This is a genomic window from Novosphingobium sp. GW835-FHT14H07, from assembly GCF_058793515.1.
This window is the reverse complement of the sequence record NZ_JBXAFX010000005.1, coordinates 110,564-129,428: the sequence shown is the minus strand read 5'-3', so window position 1 is coordinate 129,428 and position 18,865 is coordinate 110,564. Positions and strand designations below refer to the sequence as shown.

Below are 18,865 nucleotides of genomic sequence, written 5' to 3'. Positions count from 1 at the left end.
TCCTGAAGGCAAAGAAAAGGGCGCGAGGACCGAAGTCCCCGCGCCCTTTCTGTCTGGCCTGAAGCCGCTGCTTACGAGGCGAGCTTGCGCAGCACGTAGTGCAGGATGCCACCGTTCATGAAGTACTCGACTTCGTTGGCGGTATCGATGCGGCACAGCGCCGTGAAGGTCAGCTTGGTGCCGTCCTTGCGCGTCACTTCGACTTCCACGTCCTGGCGCGGCTGCAGGTTGGCAACGCCCTTGATGGTGAAGGTGTCGTCGCCCGAGAGCGCCAGCGAGTGGCGGTTCTGGCCTTCCTTGAACTGCAGCGGCAGCACGCCCATGCCGACGAGGTTCGAGCGGTGGATGCGCTCGAAGCTTTCGACGATCACGGCGCGAACGCCGAGCAGGTTGGTGCCCTTGGCCGCCCAGTCACGGCTGGAGCCAGTGCCGTATTCCTTGCCCGCGATGACCACGGTCGGCGTTCCGGCAGCCTTGTGCTTCATGGCCACGTCGTAGACCGAGCCGACCTCGTCGCCATAGCGCGAGAAGCCGCCTTCGACGCCGGGGACCATTTCGTTCTTGATGCGGATGTTGGCGAAAGTGCCGCGCATCATGACTTCGTGGTGGCCACGGCGCGCGCCGTAGGAGTTGAAGTCCGCCTTCGAGACCTGATGCTCCATCAGCCACTGGCCGGCGGGGCTGTCAGCCTTGATCGAACCGGCCGGCGAGATGTGGTCGGTGGTGATCGAATCGCCAAGGATCAGCAGCGGCTTGGCCTCGATGATGTCGCTGACCGGAGCCGGCGTCATCGACATGCCTTCGAAGTACGGCGGATTGGCGACATAGGTCGACCCGGCGCGCCACGAGTAGGTTTCCGAACCGGTAACGTTGATCGCCTGCCAGTGGGCATCGCCCTTGTAGACGTCGGCATAGCGCGCCTGGAACATGGCGCGGTCCATGCAGCCGGCCATGGTGGTGGCGACTTCGCTGTTCGAGGGCCAGATGTCCTTGAGATAGACATCAACGCCGTCCTTGCTCTTGCCGATCGGGGTGGTGGTGAAGTCTTCGACCACGGTGCCCTTGAGCGCATAGGCAACAACCAGCGGCGGCGAGGCGAGGAAGTTGGCGCGCACGTCGGGGCTCACGCGGCCTTCGAAGTTGCGGTTGCCAGAGATCACGGCAGCGGCAACCAGGCCGTTGTCGTTGATCGCCTTGCTGATCGGCTCGGCGAGCGGGCCCGAGTTGCCTATGCAGGTGGTGCAGCCATAGCCGACGAGGTTGAAGCCAACCGCGTCGAGGTGTTCCTGCAGGCCAGCCTTGTTGAGGTAGTCAGTGACCACCTGCGAGCCGGGTGCCAGCGAGGTCTTGACCCAGGGCTTGGGCTTGAGGCCGAGTTCGTTGGCCTTCTTGGCGACGAGACCGGCAGCCACCAGCACGCCCGGATTCGAGGTGTTGGTGCACGAAGTGATCGCGGCGATGGTCACGTCACCGTCGCCGATGTCGAAGTCCTTGCCTTCGACGGGGACGCGGGCCGGGGTCTTCTTGTAGGTGTTGGCCATGTCGGCATTGAACACGTCGTCGACTTCGGGAAGCGACACGCGGTCCTGCGGACGCTTGGGGCCGGCGAGCGAGGGCACGACGGTGCCGAGGTCGAGTTCGAGGGTCGAGGAGAAGATTGGCTCGACGGCAGGATCGATCCAGAAGCCCTGCTCCTTGGCATAGGCTTCGACGAGCGCGATCTGCGCTTCCTCGCGGCCGGTCAGGCGCATGTAGTCGAGCGTCTTGTCGTCAATGCCGAAGAAGCCGCAGGTGGCGCCGTATTCCGGAGCCATGTTCGCGAGCGTCGCGCGATCAGCCAGCGACAGGGCGGCAAGGCCGGGGCCGTAGTATTCGACGAAGCGGCCGACCACGCCATGCTTGCGCAGCATGTTGGTGCAGGTCAGTACGAGGTCGGTCGCGGTGACGCCTTCCTTGAGCTCGCCGGTGAACTTGAAGCCCACGACTTCGGGGATGAGCATCGAGACCGGCTGGCCGAGCATCGCGGCTTCTGCCTCGATACCGCCCACGCCCCAGCCGAGCACGCCGAGGCCGTTGACCATGGTGGTGTGGCTGTCGGTGCCGACGCAGGTATCAGGGTAGGCAACCGTGACGCCGTTCTGGTCGGTCGAGGTCCACACGGTCTGGGCGATGTTCTCGAGGTTGACCTGGTGGCAGATCCCGGTGCCGGGAGGCACGGCGTAGAAGTTGTTGAGGCTCTTCGAACCCCACTTGAGGAAATCGTAGCGCTCCATGTTGCGCTGGTATTCGATTTCCATGTTCTCTTCGAAGGCCTTGGGGTGGCCGAATTCGTCCACCATGACCGAGTGGTCGATGACGAGGTTGACCGGCACCAGCGGGTTGATCTTGCTGGTGTCACCGCCGAGCGTGGCGATGGCATCGCGCATCGCGGCAAGGTCGACCACGCAGGGCACGCCGGTGAAATCCTGCAGCAGCACGCGCGCGGGGCGGTACTGGATCTCGCTGTTCGATTCGGTGGGGCTCTTCTGCCAGTCGACGATTGCCTTCACGTCATCGGTGGAGACGGTAAAGCCGCCATCCTCGAAGCGGAGAAGGTTTTCGAGAAGGACCTTCATCGAGAAGGGCAGGCGCGAAACGTCGCCGAACTTCTCCGAAGCCTTCTTGAGCGAATAATAGGCATAGTCCTTGCCGCCCACGTTCATCGTGCTGCGGGTGCCGAGCGTATCCTGTCCGACCTGGGTCATGGCTGTGCGTCTTCCCTCCTGTCGCGGCCGTTGCTGTACGGTGCCACGCGGGGAATCGCTCTTGGACCAAAGGCCCGTGGCGGCGCGGCGAGTTACGGCCTGAAAGCGAGAGGGCGATGCGCGCAAAGCGCGGGCACGTCAAGGGCGAGAGGGGCGCAAATCTCGCATGTGCAGCGCGATTTATCCTGGAGGAACACTTATTGATTTGCAATTGCAAGAACGGCCAGCATTGCGCCCGCTTCAGGTGTGCGCGATCGCCTCGGCCGGGGGCTTTCTGGTGGCATAGAGGCACCCTGCGACAATCAGAGTGACCCCGGCGAGCATAGGCACTGTCACCTGTTCCGAGAAGGCGATCCATCCGACAATCGCAGCCCAGATGAACGCCGTATATTCCAGGGGCACCAGAAACTGCGCTTCTGCTCGGCCATAAGCCCAGCTCAAAAGCATGATCGATGCGGCAGACAGGATCGCCGACCCGACGATCAGCCACCAGACCTCACCAGTGGGAAATGGCGCGAACCACCATGCTCCCATACCCAGAAAGCCGAACTGGACGAGAGCCTGGAAGAAGGCCACTTCCTCGGGCTTGGCGAGAAGCGCCTGTTGACGCTGCAGGACCAGATTCCATGCGTAGAGCACCGCGGACACCAGTGTTGCGACAAGCCCCTTCATGGCTTCGGCGTCCGAGGGGCCATCGAACTTGCCGCCAGCAATGACGACCACCCCTGCAAGCGCCAGAAGCGAGCCGCCTATGGCTGCGGGCCTTACCTTCTCTCCCAGCATGATTGCAGCGAGATAGAGCGCGATCAGCGGCGCGATGAAGGACAGCGCAATGCCCTCTGCCAGTGGAAGCCGCACGATGCCATAGAAGAACAGCGTTGCCATGACAGAGGCAACCGACCCGCGCAGGAGGTGTACCTTGAGCACGGTCCAGGCAGGCCAGCCCTGCCCGCGCCAGAGCCACAGCGGAAACGTCAGCAACGATCCGGCAAGGCCTCGCCAGCACATCGCAGCATAGGCGCCGATTGCCAGTGAAGCGGCCTTCATCACCCCGTCCATCACCGAGAACAACGCAAGCCCGAGCATCGTGGCAAGGACAGGGAGCAGTAGCGGGCGATGAGCGTTCATCGCTCAGGCCATAGGCAAACTGGTTGCGATTTGAAACGATCATCTGGCCGCCGGGCGCGATTCAGGCTCCAGACAGGCGCGATACTTGATAGTCCCCCGCTTGATAGTCCAGTGGCCTTGGGGCAGGACATTGGCGGTGGTGCGGCCGCCCGCGACGGCGCAATTGAACAGGGAAGTGCGGAACGTGAAGCTTGCGAAATTCGGTATCGGGACCTCGGGCAAGTTTGGCGTGGCCCTTGTGGCGCTGACGTTCGCGGCACAGCCGCTTGTTGCCCAGACGGCGCCAGCATCCGGTCCGATCGACGTGACCAAGCAAGCCAAGCCGCCAGTGGTCGCGCCAACCGTCGCAGCTCCGGTCGTAACCGCGGCCCCGTCGGCGCCCGTCGCTGCGCCGCATTGGACACAAGCGGATGCTAAGGCCCTACTGGCAGCAATAAAGGGGATCGGAGCAGAAGGGCTGTTCCCCAAAGACTACCAGCCGGAAGCGTTGTCTGCGGCAATCGTGAAGGGCGAAGGTCCGGAGCTCGATGAAACGGCGACGAAGCTCTTCACATGGCTGGCCGAGGATTTGCGCGATGGCCGCACGCCGATGACGGCGCGCGTGCAGTGGTTCGCGGTTGATCCCGACCAGGACGTCAATCCAACCTCGTTGATCCTCGCCGAAGCGCTCGACAAGCATGATGTCAAGGGCGCGCTGATGGCCCTCCTTCCGACGGTGCCGGATTACGCTGCGCTGAAGGCGGCTTTGCCCAAGGCGCAGACCCAGAAGCAGGCGGCGCTGATTCGGGCGAACATGGACCGCTGGCGCTGGCTCGCCCGCGATCTCGGTTCGCAGTACCTGCTGACCAATGTGCCCGAGCAGATGCTGCGCCTGACGGTCAAGAACAAGATCATCAGCACCTATAAGGTCATCGTCGGCAAGCCCGGCAAGACTGCGACGCCCCAGCTTGCCGAGACGGTCGAAGGCGTCATCTTCAACCCGACTTGGACCGTGCCGCAGTCGATCGTCGTCGGCGAAGGGCTGGGAGCACGTCTGGTGAACAATCCCAGGCAGGCCGAGCGCGAAGGCTACAAGGTGACCAAGGCGGCTGATGGCACGATCTATGTCGTCCAGCAGCCCGGAGACAACAATTCGCTGGGCCGCATGAAGCTCGATATGCCCAACGAGCATGCGATCTTCCTGCATGATACGCCGAACCGGAACCTGTTCAATCTGACAGCGCGCGCGCTGAGCCACGGCTGCGTGCGCGTCGAACGGGCGACGGAGCTGGCCATGACGATGGCGATCCTCGGCGCGAGCATGACGCCGGACGATGCGGTCGCCGCCCATACTTCGAAGGTCTACACCAAGGTGCCTATGACCAAGACCTTCCCGGTCTATCTGACCTATTTCACCGTCGCGCGCGACGTGAACGGCATGCTGCGGTCATTCCCCGACATCTATAACCGAGACGCGCCGGTGCTGGCGAGTTTTGCCCAGCCGCGCCAGCAGCATACCACGCAGCGCAAGAGCAACGAGGAAGTGATCAAGCTCGACAATCCGCTGTAATTCGACGGTGCCGAGGACAAGGTTCAGCATCTGCCAGCGCAAGCGGCGGTTCGGTGGCGCGGATGAAGCGGCTGTTGCTGCGCAGGCAAGCGAGCTTGTCCTGCATCCCTACCATTGCGACCGGTGTTTTGGCTGGCACTTGACGAGCAGGACGAAGGGGCGGCGCGTCCCTCGTCCCCGATCCGGTATTCAGCCCAGGCCCAACCTGTCGGCGTAGAGCAGGCGCCCGCCGGAAAGGTGCCACAAGGCTTCGTTGAAGTCCGCCTCGCTCATGGCGAAGCAGCCGTCAGAGCGGCCCAGCTTGCCCCACTTCTCGAGCATTGCGGGATTGGCGTACCACGCGGAATGCAGCACGATTGCGCGGTCAAGCACGTTGGAGTTGTCCGGTTCCAGGCCGCCCAGGCGAATCGAGGTTCCGTACTTGCCCTTGTACCACTCCCAGGTGACGTAGGCGCCACGCGAGGTGGCAAGGCTGCCGACTTCGTTGGAAAAGGTCTTCAGGAAGCCATCGTGCTCAGGGTCGGAACCGCGGCCGTGCGCGACGAGGAAAGACCTGACTTCGCCGCGTTCCAGATTGGCAAAGTGGAAGCGGGGCAAGGACGAGGGCATCGCAAAGTCCGCAATGCCGACGATATCGGTCCGCCACAGCGACGCGCGGTGCTTCTCCACCTGCTCGGCGGCAATGCGCAGGACTTCGCGGTGCTGCTGGTTGGGATAGTAGGTTGCTGCCGCCACGCGCGGCGGGAACACGGCAGCGACGGCGCTTGCCGCAGCGCCTGCCAGTACCGTTCGCCTGTCGACTTTGTCTGTCATGTCCGGTCCCGTAACACGCTTTCGCCTTATCAAGCGTGAACGGCGAGCATTCTATGCATTTGCGACCGGATTTCCAGCATCTGAGCCAGGCTGTGCCGCGAACTGGCTTCCCAGCTGGCTCAGGGCTTCGCCGTCCACGCGCATGACCGTCCATTCGTCCATGAACCTGGCGCCGAGCGACTTGTAGAAACCGATCGCCGGCTCGTTCCAATCGAGCACCGACCATTCCAGACGCGCACAGTCCCGCTCGACCGCCAAGGCGGCCAGATGCGAGAGCAGCGCCTTGCCGAGGCCGGAGCCGCGGGCCTCAGGTTGCACGAACAGGTCTTCGAGGTAGATCCCCGGCTTGCCTTCGAACGTCGAGAAATTGTGGAAGAACAAGGCAAACCCTTGCGGCTCGCCATCCAGCTCTCCGATGACGACTTCGGCATAAGGGCGCGGGCCGAAGAGCTTGGCTGCCAGCACCGCCTCGTCGAAGCGGACTTCGTGCGCCAGCTTTTCATACTCGGCGAGAGCGCGGATGAGTTCGGCGATCAGGGGTGTGTCGGCCTGGGTCGCCGCGCGGATGGAGATGGTCATGAACGACGACTAGCGATTCGCCAGGAACCTTGCCAGCCCCGCAGAATTGCGAAAGGCATGAACACCATGATCCGCGCCGCGCTTGCCTCGGTACCAGTGCTTCTGGCGCTTGCCGGCTGTTCGCCCGACGGTGGGAGGCCGACGGCTTCGCTACCCGCTCCCGCATCGCAAGCTTCAACGCCGCCAGTTCCGACGCCTTCGGCAGCCGTTACGCGGATCCTTGATCGGGTTGCGGCGGATCAGTTGCTGCGTAATTCCGGCGTGACCTTGCAATGGATCAACTGGAATACGCGCGGCACTGCCAATGCGCGGGACGATGCCGGGGTGATAAGGCTCACGGCAAGTCAGGCTTCGTCGAATGGCCCCGGCCGCCTGTGGCTCGATGGCCGTGTGACGGAGATCGGCGCAGATTACTTCGTCTTTTCAGGCACGATCCGCATTACAGACACGCCCGACGCGGGCCGCAGATGCGAGGCGACCCGCGAAGACTGGCGCTTTGCCGTGACGCAGAATCGCCCATATTGGCGCTTGCGCACCTTCGAATGGTGCGATGAACTCACCGACTACATAGACATCTACAAACCCGCCGCGGGGCGCTGACGGGTCATTCAGCCGCTTCGGTGACGTTCCCCGCGTCGGTCGTCGCCGCTTCGATCTCGGCGGCTTTCTTCTCTACCAGCGATACAATGTGGTCCAGCATCTCTTCGGACTGGATAGTGTGGTCGGTCACGCCCGAGAGGTAGACCATGTGCTTGCCGTTGCCGCCGCCGGTGAGGCCGATATCGGTCTCGCGCGCTTCGCCGGGGCCGTTCACGACGCAGCCGAGCACTGACAGCGAGATCGGCGTCTTGATGTGGGAAAGGCGGCTCTCCAGCGCCTCTACCGTGCGGATCACGTCAAAGCCCTGACGCGCACAGGATGGGCACGAGACCACGCGGACACCGCGCGTGCGCAGGCCGAGGCTCTTGAGGATCTCGAAGCCGACGCGGACTTCCTCTTCCGGTTCCGCCGAAAGCGATACGCGCAAGGTATCGCCAATGCCCGCCCAGAGCAGGTTGCCGATGCCGATCGAGGACTTGACCGTGCCGCCGATCAACCCGCCAGCCTCGGTAATGCCAAGGTGCAGCGGGCAATCGACCGCTTCGGCAAGTCCCATGTAGGCAGCGACCGCGAGGAATACGTCAGAGGCCTTCACCGCCACTTTGTATTCGTGAAAATCGTGGTCCTGCAGCAGCTTGATATGATCGAGCGCGCTTTCGACGAGGGCCTCGGGGCAGGGCTCGCCGTACTTTTCCAGCAGGTCCTTCTCGAGGCTGCCGGCGTTGACGCCGATACGGATCGCGCAGCCATTGGCCTTGGCGGCCCGGACCACTTCCGCCACGCGGTCGTTGCTGCCGATGTTTCCGGGATTGATGCGCAGGCAGGCAGCGCCAGCATCGGCAGCTTCAAGCGCGCGCTTGTAGTGAAAGTGGATATCCGCAACGATCGGGACGCGGGCGGCTTTGGTGATCTGGCGCAGCGCCGTGGTGCTTTCGACGTCCGGGCACGAGACGCGGATGATGTCGGCACCGGCATCCTCGCAGCGGCGGATCTGGTCGATCGTGGCCACGGCATCGGACGTCAGGGTGTTGGTCATCGTCTGCACGGTGATCGGAGCGTCCCCGCCAACGGGAACACTGCCGACCATGATCTGGCGGCTCTTGCGACGCGCGATATCGCGCCAGGGACGGATCGAGGACATGGGCACTCTATAGGGATTAAGGAGCCGGTCCGGAAGGCGTCTAAACCGGCCCGGCAAACATGAATTCGGGATCGCAGTGGTCACCCACCCAGAATTCGATGTCGGCCACCTTGTCGAGGCCATAGCGCCGGTAGAAGCGCTGCGCATCGGGATTGTGAGCATAGACCGAAAGCTGCATCTCGTCCGCGCCCCAGGCCCGCGCTTCGGCCAGGGCCCAGTCCATCAGCCGCGCACCGTGGCCACGCCCGATCAGGTCAGGGTCGGTGTAGAGCTGCTTGAGTTCCATCGGTGAGCTTGCTGGTGTCTTCTGCGGAAGCGAACTCTTGCGGACGATCTTGCAGAAGCTGGTCAGAACGCCCTTGTCCTCGATCACCGCAATCTTCATCTCTAGATCTGCCAGCTGCGACAAAACCGTCGCTTCCGAATGTGATTCCTCAAGGAAGCGTGAGAGGTTTTCGGGGCTGTAAAGGTCGCCAAACTTGGCAATGAAGGCGCGGCGGCCGAGATCGGCAACGGCGGGCGCATCTGCAGTGTTGGCAAGGCGGAGCGTCATGCTCCGCCTTTAGCGCCATGGCGCTGCCAATTCCAACCCGGTCAGCCGGTCTTTTCAGCCTTCACCTTCGTGTAGGGCACGAACTTGCCGAGACCGACCGATCCGCGCCAGAAGCCGACGTTGCGATCGACCATCCGCACGATATCGACACTGCACAACTGTGCTCCGAACGGTGTCGTAACCATGATGTCGTTGTCGGACAGCGAGCTTGCGCCAGAATCGGGACGGTTCACCCAGATGGTGCTGCCAGTATCGTAGACGATGGCCGTCTTGTCATAGATCCGCGTATTGACGACGCGCGGCAGATACAGGCAGTCTTGCGGCTTGCCCGCCACGCGCCCTTCGAGCGCCTTGGCGAGTTCCTGTTCCGGGGTGAGACGCGGCTTGGCATCGGCAGCGGCTCCGGCAAGAAGCAGCGATCCGGCGGCCAGTGCCGCAGCGAATTTGCTGGCGGTATTGATCATCTGGCACTTCCCTTTCGATTCGGTCCCCGACCGTTAGCGCGAAACGGCTTAACCCGCGCTGACCACATCACGCCGCAGCGCCAGCAATCCTTCGATCAGGCCGTGCCGCCGACGGTGAGGCCTTCGACCAGCAAGGTTGGCTGCCCAACGCCTGCCGGAACGCTCTGCCCGCCCTTGCCGCAAACGCCGACACCTTCATCGAGCGCAAGATCGTTGCCGATGCCGATGACCTTGGTGAGGCAGGTCGGCCCGTCGCCGATCAACGTCGCACCCTTGATCGGTGCGCCGAGCTTGCCGTTCTCGATACGGTAGGCCTCGGTGCACGAGAACACGAACTTGCCGCTCGTGATGTCGACCTGTCCGCCGCCAAAGGACTTGGCGAAGATGCCATTTTTCACGCGGGAAAGCAGTTCGGCCGGATCATCATTGCCGCCGCGCATGAAGGTATTGGTCATGCGCGGCATCGGGGCATGGGCGAAGCTTTCGCGGCGACCGTTGCCGGTAGGGGCCACGCCCATCAGGCGGGCGTTGAGCCGGTCCTGGATGTAGCCCTTGAGGATGCCGTCCTCGATCAGGATGTTCTCCTGAGTCGGCGTGCCTTCGTCGTCAATCGAAAGCGAGCCGCGACGGCCCTGGCCATTGACGCCGAGCAGGGTGCCATCGTCGATCACGGTAACGCCTCGCGCAGCGACGCGTTCGCCGATCCGACCAGAGAAGGCGCTGGTGCCCTTGCGGTTGAAATCACCTTCGAGACCATGGCCGACCGCTTCGTGCAGCAGCACGCCGGGCCAGCCGGGGCCAAGCAGCACGGTCATTTCACCCGCCGGCGCGGCCACCGATTCGAGATTGACCAGCGCCTGGTTCAGCGCTTCGTCGATCGCGCGATTCCACGTTTCGGCCGAGAACAGATCGTCGTAAAGGCGACGGCCGCCGATGCCGAACGAACCCGTTTCACGGCGGCCGTTCTGTTCCGCGACGATCGAGACGTTCAGGCGGACCAGCGGGCGGACGTCATGGGCGACGAATCCATCGGCGCGGACGATTTCCACCACCGACCACGAACCCGAAAGCGACGCCGAAACCTGCGCCACGCGAGGATCGCGAGCCCGGGCCGCCGCATCGATGGTTTCCAGCAGCTTGACCTTGGCCTCGAACGGAACGGCATCGAGCGGCGAGGCTTCGGTGTAGAGGTGGCGGTTGTTGTTGCGGGGCGGCGGGGCAGGTTGGCCCTTCGCCGGATCGAGCAGATTCAGCGTCTCGCCGGCACGGGCAATGGCAGCCGCCGAAATTTCGTTGGCGTGGGCGAAACCGGTCATCTCGCCGGAGACGCCGCGCAAGCCGAAGCCGGCATCGCGCGAATAGTCTGCCGTCTTCAGGCGACCGTCATCGAAACCGAAGCTCTCACTGGCGATGAACTGGAGATAGAGTTCGCCGTCGTCGCAGGATTTCAGCGCATTCGCGGTGAGGTTTTGCGCCTCTTCAGGCGACAGAAGGCCAGAGCGATAGAGCAGCGAGCGGGTGTCGAGATCGGTCATGCTGACCGATATAGGCGCTCAAGACACAAAGGCCATAGAGCGAAGCTGCTTAAGCGGCTTGGGCGTTATCCGCTGGGCCGCCCTTGAGGACGAAGCGCTTGTCGCAATAGCCGCACTCGACATAGCCCTTCTCGTCGATCTCGAGCCAGACGCGCGGATGGCCAAGGGCAACGCCGCCGCGAATGTCGGACGCGCCGTCGCACTTTACGCGATGATGGTCGGTGTAAACGGTTTCGGGTGCCTGAATCATGGGCTGCGGCTAGCAAATCGGCGGGCTTCAGACAATTGCGTTTTCGCTGGCGCTGGTGCAGGCAGCGGCCATGGCAAGCACCAATGAAACTCCCCCCGCAATCCGCATTCGCGATCTGGTGAAACGCTATGCGCCGACGGGCAAGGCACCCGGCAAGCTGGCGCTGGACGGGGTCAGCTTCGACGTGCCGCAAGGCCAGATTTTCGGACTCCTCGGGCCGAACGGCGCCGGCAAGTCAACCTTGATCAATACATTGGCCGGGTTGGTAATGAAGACGTCGGGCAGCGTCGAGATCTGGGGGCATGACATCGATCACGATGTGCGCAATGCCAAGGCCTCGATCGGGATCGTGCCTCAGGAAATCGTATTCGATCCCTTCTTCACGCCGGCCGAAGTGCTCGACAACCAGGCCGGACTCTACGGCGTGCCCAAGACGATGCGGCGCACCATGGAACTTCTCCGCGCGGTCCACCTGGCCGACAAGGCGGACGCTTATGCGCGATCGCTGTCCGGCGGTATGAAGCGGCGCCTGCTTATCGCCAAGGCGATGGTCCACGCGCCGCCCGTGCTGGTGCTCGATGAGCCAACGGCTGGCGTCGACGTCGAACTGCGTCGCCAGCTGTGGGAACTGGTCGGCGAACTCAATCGCGACGGTGTGACCGTAGTGCTGACGACTCACTACCTCGAGGAGGCCGAAGAGCTTTGCGATCGCATCGCGATCATCAATCATGGCAAGCTGATCGCCAACAAGCCGACGCGCGAACTTGTCGACATGGCGCGAGAAAAGATTGTCGTGCTCACACTGGATCATGATCTCGATGCTGCGCCGCAGCATCCAGCGTTTCTCAAGAGTCACCTTTCTGGCGAGCGTCAGTTAGAGATCAGTTACGACAAGGATCGCACGACCGCCGGCGAAGTCATGTCCCTTGTGCAGGGGCAGGGTTACGCGATCGTCGACGTTTCGACTCGAGAAGCGGATCTGGAAGACGTGTTCGTCAGCTTGACCAGCATGCCAAAAGAAACAGCGTGATGCGCTGTCCGGGCCGACTAGGTCGATTCGACATCCTTGGCGGCGCGCCAACCTCCGCGTTCCAGCCTGCGAATCGGCGCATTGCAGTTCCGGCACGTGCCGACGAACGTCCGGCCGTCCCATTCCACGGCTGAGCGCTTGGGGCGATGGCGATTGAGCATGCAAAGGAACTTGGTCTCAAGCATGTGCGGTCAATCTGCGCGAGGGCTTTACGTGAGAATACCTATCATGCTGCACCTGCGAAGCAAGTGACCAACATGGTTAACGGCATTAAAAGCCGGTTACACTTGTCCGGAACCAGCGTCAGGCGCACTTTCGCATCGTGGCATGAGCCGTTACGGCAAGGCCGAGGCAAGATTGGGAGTTAACCGCTTGAGCGGCAATGCAGCAGCAGACGACGGCGCGCCAGCCCAGACCATTCACGACGTGCTGGTGGTCGGTTCAGGTGCCGCGGGCTTGACGGCCGCCCTGGTTCTTGCCGAGACTTGCCGCGTGCTGGTGTTGGCGAAGGGATCGCTGGACGGCGGGTCCACGAACTGGGCGCAGGGCGGCATCGCAGCGGTTCTCGATGAAGGCGACACGTTCGAGGACCACATTCGCGACACGATGATCGCTGGAGCCGGTCTCAATCGTCGCGAGACGGTCGAGTTCGTCGTCGAGAATGCACCAGCAGCGATCCGGCGCCTTGTTGAACTCGGCGTGCCTTTCAACGCAGCACAAGGCGCCTTGCACTTGACACGCGAGGGCGGCCATTCGCACCGCCGCATCGTCCATGTCGACGACGCGACCGGTGCCGCCGTGCAGAAGGCATTGCTCGATGCTGCGCGGGCGCATTCGAATATCACGCTCTTGCCCGGGCGGACGTGCATCGACCTGATAACCGGGCGGCACGAAGCGGCCCGTTACTCGGGCTCCGGCAGGGTCTGGGGCGTCTATGCGCTCGATGAGGCCAGCGGGAAGGTCGAGGCGCATACGGCCAGTGCAACGATCCTGGCAACCGGTGGCGCAGGGCGCGTCTACCAGTTCAGCACAGCCCCACGCGGTGCGACCGGCGATGGCATCGCCATGGCGTGGCGGGCCGGGGCGCGTGTTTCCAACATGGAAATGATGCAGTTCCATCCCACCTGTCTCTACAACCTCGAGGTCAAGAACTTCCTCATCACCGAAGCGGTGCGTGGCGAGGGTGGTCGCCTTGTGAACCCGCGGACGGGCAAGCGCTTCATGGAGTTCTATGACGCCGAACGGCTCGAACTTGCACCCCGCGATGTCGTGGCCCGCGCGATCGACGCCGAGATCAAGAAGTTCGGCCTGGATTACGTCCATCTCGATATCAGCCACATGCCAGCTGATTTCGTCCGCGAACACTTCCCTAACATCTACGAAAAGCTAATGGGGCTGGGCATCGACATGACAACCAGCCCCATTCCGGTCGTGCCGGCCCAGCATTACACCTGCGGCGGCATTCTCATCGATCTTGACGGGCGGACGGATCTGCCCGGCCTCTACGCTGCGGGCGAGTGCACCGAAAGCGGCTTGCATGGGGCCAATCGCCTGGCGTCGAACTCCCTGCTGGAATGCTTCGTGTTCGGCGATGCCGCCGCGCGCGATATCCTGCGCCGGCGCGACAGCTTCGACGCACCTCCCGAAGTGCGCGCGTGGGACGAAAGCCGTGTGACCGATTCTGACGAGGAAGTCGTGATCAAGCAGAACTGGACCGAAATCCGCCGGTTCATGTGGAACTATGTCGGCATCGTGCGCACCAACAAGCGGCTTGAACGCGCGGCCCATCGCATCCAGATGCTCAGCGGTGAGGTCAACGACTATTACGGGCACTTCCGCGTGACCACAGACCTTATCGAGTTGCGCAACCTGTTGCAGAGCGCCGAACTTATCGTCCGCTCGGCTAGGGCGAGGCACGAAAGCCGGGGCCTGCATTACACGCTGGATTATCCCCAGACAGACGCCGTTGCGCGCGATACCGTGCTGGTGCCCTAGAAACCGCTCTAGGCGGCTTCGGCTTCGACGAACTCAGGATAAAACACCGGTTCGCGCAGCGACCAGCCGTGCGCCGTTGCGGCAGCCTCGCTGATCGATTGCAGCAGCGCGCGACGGCGGTCGGGACGGATGACCGGCAGGGCTGCCGCTCCGCAGAAGGCCCCGGGAAGCCAGGGGCGGGCCGCGGCGCCAAGCAGTCGCTCGTACAGGAAGCGATAGGCTGAGAAGCCGGTGATCCTGTTCTGCGCCAGGTCAAAAGCCGTCAACCGTACCAGCGGGCCCATGAACGGCTCGAGCGCGTCGATCCCGTCAACATGAGGGAGCAACTGGCGCAGCAGCGGCAATTCGCGATAGAGATCCGCCTGTTCCTGGATCGACGCGGTTTCATCAGTACTGCGGCCCCAGCGGCGAACGGTTTCGTTACGGCCGCGGGCGACGTCGAGACTGCGGCGGATATAGCGCTGCTCGGCAGCAGTGAAACTGGCGAACTCTCTTATTTCGGCAATGGTAATGCCGCTTGCGCCCAAGTTCGCCATGAAGACCTGCCCTCCAGCCGTGGCGGAGTCGCGCTCGACCCGCCCCCCTTTATTGCATGTCATGGTTAATGCGGAGTAATCTTCAGGCAAGGGCGGGCCCGCACATCAAGATGCGCAAGCCCGCAACGCCTCAGGAAAATGCCTTGTACGCGCCGTAGAGGCTGGTCAGGGTGAGGACGGTGCCGACCATGATCAGCATCGTCTTGGCCGGAATGTGCTTGGCCGCCCAAGCGCCGAACGGCGCCGCTGCAAGCCCCCCGATCAGGAACCCGAGCGTTGCACCGGCAACATCGGCCACGCCGAGGTGCCAGATGAACGCCGCAGATACCGTCAGCGTCAGGAAGAACTCGACGGTATTCACCGTGCCGATCACCTTGCGCGGATCGGCACCCTGGATCAGCAGGTTGGACGTGACGACAGGCCCCCACCCGCCACCGCCTGCGGCATCAAGGAAGCCACCGACGAGCCCGAGCGGCGCAACCCACCCGGCCTCCTTGATCTTGGGCGGATAGAGAATCCCCCGCACCAGCAGGTAGATGCCGATCGCAGAAAGATAGAGCAGCACCCACGGCTTCACCAGCGATGCGTCGATCGACGACAGGACGTAGGCACCGAGTATGCCGCCGGCCATCCCGGGCAGCAGCAGGCGGAAGAACAGCTTCTTGTCGACATTGCCGTGCAGGAGATGGCTTATGCCCGAAGTGGCAGTGGTGAAGCATTCGACGATGTGCACCCGCTGCGACGCCAGGGCGGGGGGAATGCCCAGCACGCCGACCATCAGGGTATTCGAGATCACACCGAATGCCATGCCCAGCGCGCCATCGACCATCTGCGCGGCGAAGCCGACGGCGATGAACGGCAGCAACGCGGCAAAATCGATGCCTGCGAGAAAGTCCATGTGATTCGGTCCCCCATCTGCCGTTGTCGGCCGGGACGAACCGCTACTCCGGATTAATCTCTACCAAAATGCAAGAAATTATACTCTACCGTAAAGGGAGAGTTTTTTGCGACGAAGCGTTAACCGCGTCTGCGGTAGCGGAAATACCACACCTCATGGCCATATACCGTCCGCGCCTTGTGCTCATAGCGCGTTTCAGGCCAGCCGCCGGGGCGGATCTGGAAATCCTTCGCTTCGCTCGCCAGCCATTCGAACTGGTGCTTGTGGCGGCGCATGACCATCAAGGCGTGGCGCAGATAGATCGCGTGGTCCGTGCCGAAGCGGAATTCCCCGCCGGGCTTGAGCTTCGCCGCGAACATGTCGACGGGTCCGTCGTTCATCATGCGCCGCTTGGCATGGCGTGCCTTTGGCCAGGGGTCGGGGTGCAGAAGATAGAGAAATGAAAGCGAGCCGTCCGGAATGCGCCGGAGCACTTCCAACGCATCGCCATGATGAATACGCACGTTGGGGATGGGCGGATGCTCGCCGTTGTCCCCTGAAACGTGCGTAAGCGCCTGGGCCACGCCATTCAGGAACGGCTCCGCACCGATGAAGCCGTGATCGGGCAGCATGTCGGCGCGGAACGCCATGTGTTCGCCCCCACCGAAGCCGATCTCGAAGTGGAGTGGGCGAGGCTCGCCAAACAGCGCCTCGGCAGTGATCGGACCTTCTGCAGGCATCGAGATCTGCGGCAGCAGTTCATCGACCAGCGCCTGCTGGCCCTGCCGCAAGGGCTTGCCCTTGGCACGGCCATAGAGGCGGTTGATCGTCGTCGGATCGCCGGGTTTGTAGGCTGTCATGGCGGCGGCGTTTGGCAGGGCGGCCCGCAGGGGTCAATATCATCAGCCTCCCGCGTCCGAGTACAAGAAAATTGGATGGACGGTGCGCGCCTGCTGTGGTGATCAAAGAGCCATGTCTGCAACCGATCATGGCTGCCCCGCGATCGCCGAACTTACCGACAAGGAGTTGGAAGTCCTTCGCCTGCTCACCGCTGGGCACACGATAAAGTCGATCGCCACCGTACTCGACCGTAGCGAGGCCTCGATCAACGAGCGCTTGCGCGATGCCAGGCGCAAGACCGGGATCGGCAGCAGTCGCGAACTGGCGCGGCTGGTGGCGGGACAGGAAAACTGTCCCAGAAAAACTGATCTATCTCCGCCCGGCTTCCGGGAAGACGCCGATGAACAGCCCGCACTCGCGGTGCGTCTCTGGCCGAAAGGAAAGATCGCCATGATTACTCTGATACCCCTCGCTGCCGGTCTCATGCTGGTTGCCACCGGCTCGCAACAGGTTGCGCAGGCACCGGCTGCACATTCGGCCGGTGCAATTGCCTCGCCGCTCATCGGCAAGTGGTCGCTCGACACAGCGCGTCTTCCGGCCGACGAGCGGCCTCGCAGCGTCATGATCGCGTTCAGGGTTTCGCCCGATCGGCAGTGGACGACGCAGGTCGAAATCGTCACGCCCGACGGCAGCCGGATGACCGCAGGCTCAACAGCGAAACTCGATGGCGTGGCCGTACCGATCTCCGGCAACATTCCGATCTACGATGCCGCATCGCTGCGTCAGCCGGCGCCTAACACGCTGGTGATGACACTCGGCAAGGAGGGCAGGCAGGTCGCAACGCGAGTCTACACCGTTGCCAAGGACGGCAAGTCGATGACCGAGACGATTGTCTGGGCCGACAAGAGCATGCCGGAGATGGAAACGACGCACTTCACCCGGGTCGGGTGACCGGCATTCGCTTGGCCGTCAGTCGCGTCTTAGCGCCCCCGGCTTGTGCGCCGCGCGCTTGCCCTCTTCGGTCTCGACGAGAAACTCGGGGTTGTCCTTTGACGCGGCGACCTTGTGGCCCTTGATCGTGGTTGGCTTCTCCAGTTTGCGCACCACCTTGCCATGGGCTTCGCCGCCATGGCTTTTCCACGAAACCTTGTCGCCTGCTTTCAATCCCTTGGCCATGTCCTGCTCATCCTCGTTGCATGTCGCATAAGGCAGCGGGCGAGGCGCGCGGCGGTTCCCCTCCATGCCCGCAAGTGCATGGCCCGAATGCCAAACGGCCCGCCGTTTCCGGCGGGCCGTCTCAGGGATGGCTATGGCAAACACGCGGTCAGGCCGCTTCGATCGCGCTCATGTCATCAGGATCGCGCAGCACGTAGCCACGGCCCCAGACGGTTTCGATGTAATTCTCGCCACCGCAGGCATGTGCCAGCTTCTTGCGGAGCTTGCAGATGAACACGTCGATGATCTTGAGTTCCGGTTCGTCCATGCCGCCATAAAGGTGGTTGAGGAACATTTCCTTGGTCAGCGTGGTGCCCTTGCGCAGCGAAAGCAGCTCGAGCATTGCGTATTCCTTGCCGGTCAGATGCACGCGGGCACCATCGACCTCGACCGTCTTGGCATCGAGGTTGACCGAAAGCTTGCCGGTGCGGATGACCGACTGCGAATGGCCCTTGGAGCGACGCACCACCGCATGGATGCGGGCGATCAGCTCTTCGCGGTGGAAGGGCTTGGTCACGTAATCGTCGGCGCCGAAGCCGAACGAGCGGACCTTGCTGTCCATTTCCGAAATGCCCGAAAGGATCAGGACCGGCGTCTGCACCTTGGCGACGCGGAGCTTCTTGAGCACGTCGTAGCCGTGCATGTCAGGCAGGTTGAGGTCGAGCAGGATGATGTCGTAATCATACAGCTTGCCGAGATCGAGGCCTTCTTCGCCAAGGTCGGTAGAGTAGACATTGAAGCCCTCGGTCGTGAGCATGAGCTCGATCGCCTTGGCCGTTGTAGGTTCGTCCTCGATCAGCAGTACGCGCATTGAACCGCCCCTCTATTGCCATGTCCCTGAGGCAATTAACCCGCCTTCAATTCGGGTTGCCCGCCATTAACCATAGGAGGAATGAACATGAAAGGTTAATTTGTTGTAAAGCGACGAAGCGGTTTCGCGCGGGTTAACGCCCAAGTCTCGGAAAAGTGATTCAATTCGGCGCAGCACTGATTCGATTTGGCACGAAAAGCCTTGA

General features: G+C 62.7%; 20 protein-coding genes. 5 read left to right on the top strand and 15 right to left on the bottom strand.

What is annotated here, in order from left to right; all coding sequences use genetic code 11:
- Window positions 1–71: 71 nt before the first annotated feature.
- Together acnA and AC1Q5P_RS06885 are read right to left on the bottom strand one after the other, a co-directional pair.
- On the bottom strand, window positions 72–2,744 hold the full coding sequence (acnA, locus tag AC1Q5P_RS06890) for an aconitate hydratase AcnA (RefSeq protein WP_039333512.1): 2,673 nt from the start codon (window positions 2,742–2,744) through the stop codon (window positions 72–74).
- Between the two features lie 240 nt (window positions 2,745–2,984).
- Window positions 2,985–3,872 (bottom strand): DMT family transporter, encoded by an 888-nt coding sequence (locus AC1Q5P_RS06885; protein ID WP_039333514.1) that lies wholly within the window; start codon window positions 3,870–3,872, stop codon window positions 2,985–2,987.
- Between the two features lie 238 nt (window positions 3,873–4,110).
- On the opposite strand from AC1Q5P_RS06885, the gene AC1Q5P_RS06880 reads away from it, so the two are divergent.
- The gene (locus AC1Q5P_RS06880) at window positions 4,111–5,421 is read left to right on the top strand and encodes a L,D-transpeptidase family protein (RefSeq protein WP_492518588.1); all 1,311 of its coding nucleotides are present in this window, start codon (window positions 4,111–4,113) and stop codon (window positions 5,419–5,421) included.
- Between the two features lie 189 nt (window positions 5,422–5,610).
- On the opposite strand, the gene AC1Q5P_RS06875 is transcribed toward AC1Q5P_RS06880, so the two are convergent.
- Both AC1Q5P_RS06875 and AC1Q5P_RS06870 read right to left on the bottom strand, forming a co-directional pair.
- Complete coding sequence (locus tag AC1Q5P_RS06875) at window positions 5,611–6,234, bottom strand: murein L,D-transpeptidase catalytic domain-containing protein (RefSeq protein ID WP_039333517.1); 624 nt, start codon at window positions 6,232–6,234, stop codon at window positions 5,611–5,613.
- Between the two features lie 51 nt (window positions 6,235–6,285).
- A complete protein-coding gene (locus AC1Q5P_RS06870) occupies window positions 6,286–6,813 on the bottom strand; it encodes a GNAT family N-acetyltransferase (RefSeq protein ID WP_492518544.1) in 528 nt (175 codons plus the stop codon).
- Between the two features lie 57 nt (window positions 6,814–6,870).
- Here AC1Q5P_RS06870 and AC1Q5P_RS06865 point away from each other — a divergent pair, with 57 nt between their 5' ends.
- Window positions 6,871–7,413: a hypothetical protein gene (locus AC1Q5P_RS06865; RefSeq protein ID WP_156135745.1), complete on the top strand. Its 543-nt coding sequence runs from the start codon at window positions 6,871–6,873 to the stop codon at window positions 7,411–7,413.
- Between the two features lie 4 nt (window positions 7,414–7,417).
- Here the strand turns inward: AC1Q5P_RS06865 and ispG are convergent, their stop codons facing one another.
- From ispG to AC1Q5P_RS06840, 5 genes are all read right to left on the bottom strand, one after another.
- Complete coding sequence (ispG, locus tag AC1Q5P_RS06860; RefSeq protein ID WP_193827289.1) at window positions 7,418–8,554, bottom strand: flavodoxin-dependent (E)-4-hydroxy-3-methylbut-2-enyl-diphosphate synthase; 1,137 nt, start codon at window positions 8,552–8,554, stop codon at window positions 7,418–7,420.
- A 40-nt stretch (window positions 8,555–8,594) separates the two neighbouring features.
- On the bottom strand, window positions 8,595–9,107 hold the full coding sequence (locus AC1Q5P_RS06855; RefSeq protein ID WP_193827288.1) for a GNAT family N-acetyltransferase: 513 nt from the start codon (window positions 9,105–9,107) through the stop codon (window positions 8,595–8,597).
- 41 nt (window positions 9,108–9,148) lie between these two features.
- The gene (locus AC1Q5P_RS06850) at window positions 9,149–9,571 is read right to left on the bottom strand and encodes a hypothetical protein (RefSeq protein WP_039333524.1); all 423 of its coding nucleotides are present in this window, start codon (window positions 9,569–9,571) and stop codon (window positions 9,149–9,151) included.
- A 95-nt stretch (window positions 9,572–9,666) separates the two neighbouring features.
- The gene (gene tldD / locus AC1Q5P_RS06845) at window positions 9,667–11,106 is read right to left on the bottom strand and encodes a metalloprotease TldD (protein ID WP_193827287.1); all 1,440 of its coding nucleotides are present in this window, start codon (window positions 11,104–11,106) and stop codon (window positions 9,667–9,669) included.
- Between the two features lie 49 nt (window positions 11,107–11,155).
- Window positions 11,156–11,356 carry a zinc-finger domain-containing protein gene (locus AC1Q5P_RS06840; RefSeq protein WP_039333527.1) on the bottom strand — a complete coding sequence of 67 codons (201 nt, stop codon included), beginning with the start codon at window positions 11,354–11,356 and terminating at the stop codon, window positions 11,156–11,158.
- Window positions 11,357–11,426: 70 nt separating this feature from the next.
- Between AC1Q5P_RS06840 and AC1Q5P_RS06835 the strand changes: the two genes are divergently transcribed.
- A complete protein-coding gene (locus AC1Q5P_RS06835; RefSeq protein ID WP_492518543.1) occupies window positions 11,427–12,386 on the top strand; it encodes an ABC transporter ATP-binding protein in 960 nt (319 codons plus the stop codon).
- Between the two features lie 17 nt (window positions 12,387–12,403).
- On the opposite strand, the gene AC1Q5P_RS06830 is transcribed toward AC1Q5P_RS06835, so the two are convergent.
- Complete coding sequence (locus tag AC1Q5P_RS06830) at window positions 12,404–12,547, bottom strand: hypothetical protein (RefSeq protein WP_156135746.1); 144 nt, start codon at window positions 12,545–12,547, stop codon at window positions 12,404–12,406.
- 211 nt (window positions 12,548–12,758) lie between these two features.
- On the opposite strand from AC1Q5P_RS06830, the gene nadB reads away from it, so the two are divergent.
- A complete protein-coding gene (gene nadB, locus AC1Q5P_RS06825; RefSeq protein ID WP_052242237.1) occupies window positions 12,759–14,381 on the top strand; it encodes an L-aspartate oxidase in 1,623 nt (540 codons plus the stop codon).
- A gap of 8 nt (window positions 14,382–14,389) precedes the next feature.
- Here nadB and AC1Q5P_RS06820 read toward each other — a convergent pair whose 3' ends face one another.
- The 3 genes from AC1Q5P_RS06820 to trmB form a co-directional block, all read right to left on the bottom strand.
- Window positions 14,390–14,917, bottom strand: coding sequence for a hypothetical protein (locus tag AC1Q5P_RS06820; protein ID WP_193828461.1), 528 nt, complete (start codon window positions 14,915–14,917; stop codon window positions 14,390–14,392).
- 130 nt (window positions 14,918–15,047) lie between these two features.
- On the bottom strand, window positions 15,048–15,815 hold the full coding sequence (locus AC1Q5P_RS06815) for a sulfite exporter TauE/SafE family protein (protein WP_062345416.1): 768 nt from the start codon (window positions 15,813–15,815) through the stop codon (window positions 15,048–15,050).
- 119 nt (window positions 15,816–15,934) lie between these two features.
- Window positions 15,935–16,654, bottom strand: coding sequence for a tRNA (guanine(46)-N(7))-methyltransferase TrmB (gene trmB, locus AC1Q5P_RS06810; protein WP_492477033.1), 720 nt, complete (start codon window positions 16,652–16,654; stop codon window positions 15,935–15,937).
- Window positions 16,655–16,766: 112 nt separating this feature from the next.
- Here trmB and AC1Q5P_RS06805 point away from each other — a divergent pair, with 112 nt between their 5' ends.
- On the top strand, window positions 16,767–17,585 hold the full coding sequence (locus AC1Q5P_RS06805) for a helix-turn-helix domain-containing protein (protein WP_492477032.1): 819 nt from the start codon (window positions 16,767–16,769) through the stop codon (window positions 17,583–17,585).
- 18 nt (window positions 17,586–17,603) lie between these two features.
- On the opposite strand, the gene AC1Q5P_RS06800 is transcribed toward AC1Q5P_RS06805, so the two are convergent.
- Complete coding sequence (locus AC1Q5P_RS06800; RefSeq protein WP_236727099.1) at window positions 17,604–17,876, bottom strand: hypervirulence associated TUDOR domain-containing protein; 273 nt, start codon at window positions 17,874–17,876, stop codon at window positions 17,604–17,606.
- Window positions 17,877–17,958: 82 nt separating this feature from the next.
- On the bottom strand, window positions 17,959–18,660 hold the full coding sequence (gene ctrA, locus AC1Q5P_RS06795) for a response regulator transcription factor CtrA (protein WP_011443965.1): 702 nt from the start codon (window positions 18,658–18,660) through the stop codon (window positions 17,959–17,961).
- Window positions 18,661–18,865 lie beyond the last annotated feature (205 nt).

Bases quoted from the DNA above. Each gene is read 5' to 3' on its own strand.
- acnA (WP_039333512.1), bottom strand. From the start codon at position 2,744: ATGACCCAGGTCGGACAGGATACGCTCGGCACCCGCAGCACGATGAAC.
- AC1Q5P_RS06885 (WP_039333514.1), bottom strand. From the start codon at position 3,872: ATGAACGCTCATCGCCCGCTACTGCTCCCTGTCCTTGCCACGATGCTC.
- AC1Q5P_RS06875 (WP_039333517.1), bottom strand. From the start codon at position 6,234: ATGACAGACAAAGTCGACAGGCGAACGGTACTGGCAGGCGCTGCGGCA.
- AC1Q5P_RS06870 (WP_492518544.1), bottom strand. From the start codon at position 6,813: ATGACCATCTCCATCCGCGCGGCGACCCAGGCCGACACACCCCTGATC.
- AC1Q5P_RS06865 (WP_156135745.1), top strand. From the start codon at position 6,871: ATGAACACCATGATCCGCGCCGCGCTTGCCTCGGTACCAGTGCTTCTG.
- ispG (WP_193827289.1), bottom strand. From the start codon at position 8,554: ATGTCCTCGATCCGTCCCTGGCGCGATATCGCGCGTCGCAAGAGCCGC.
- AC1Q5P_RS06855 (WP_193827288.1), bottom strand. From the start codon at position 9,107: ATGACGCTCCGCCTTGCCAACACTGCAGATGCGCCCGCCGTTGCCGAT.
- AC1Q5P_RS06850 (WP_039333524.1), bottom strand. From the start codon at position 9,571: ATGATCAATACCGCCAGCAAATTCGCTGCGGCACTGGCCGCCGGATCG.
- tldD (WP_193827287.1), bottom strand. From the start codon at position 11,106: ATGACCGATCTCGACACCCGCTCGCTGCTCTATCGCTCTGGCCTTCTG.
- AC1Q5P_RS06840 (WP_039333527.1), bottom strand. From the start codon at position 11,356: ATGATTCAGGCACCCGAAACCGTTTACACCGACCATCATCGCGTAAAG.
- AC1Q5P_RS06835 (WP_492518543.1), top strand. From the start codon at position 11,427: ATGGCAAGCACCAATGAAACTCCCCCCGCAATCCGCATTCGCGATCTG.
- AC1Q5P_RS06830 (WP_156135746.1), bottom strand. From the start codon at position 12,547: ATGCTCAATCGCCATCGCCCCAAGCGCTCAGCCGTGGAATGGGACGGC.
- AC1Q5P_RS06820 (WP_193828461.1), bottom strand. From the start codon at position 14,917: ATGGCGAACTTGGGCGCAAGCGGCATTACCATTGCCGAAATAAGAGAG.
- AC1Q5P_RS06815 (WP_062345416.1), bottom strand. From the start codon at position 15,815: ATGGACTTTCTCGCAGGCATCGATTTTGCCGCGTTGCTGCCGTTCATC.
- trmB (WP_492477033.1), bottom strand. From the start codon at position 16,654: ATGACAGCCTACAAACCCGGCGATCCGACGACGATCAACCGCCTCTAT.
- AC1Q5P_RS06805 (WP_492477032.1), top strand. From the start codon at position 16,767: ATGTCTGCAACCGATCATGGCTGCCCCGCGATCGCCGAACTTACCGAC.
- AC1Q5P_RS06800 (WP_236727099.1), bottom strand. From the start codon at position 17,876: ATGGAGGGGAACCGCCGCGCGCCTCGCCCGCTGCCTTATGCGACATGC.
- ctrA (WP_011443965.1), bottom strand. From the start codon at position 18,660: ATGCGCGTACTGCTGATCGAGGACGAACCTACAACGGCCAAGGCGATC.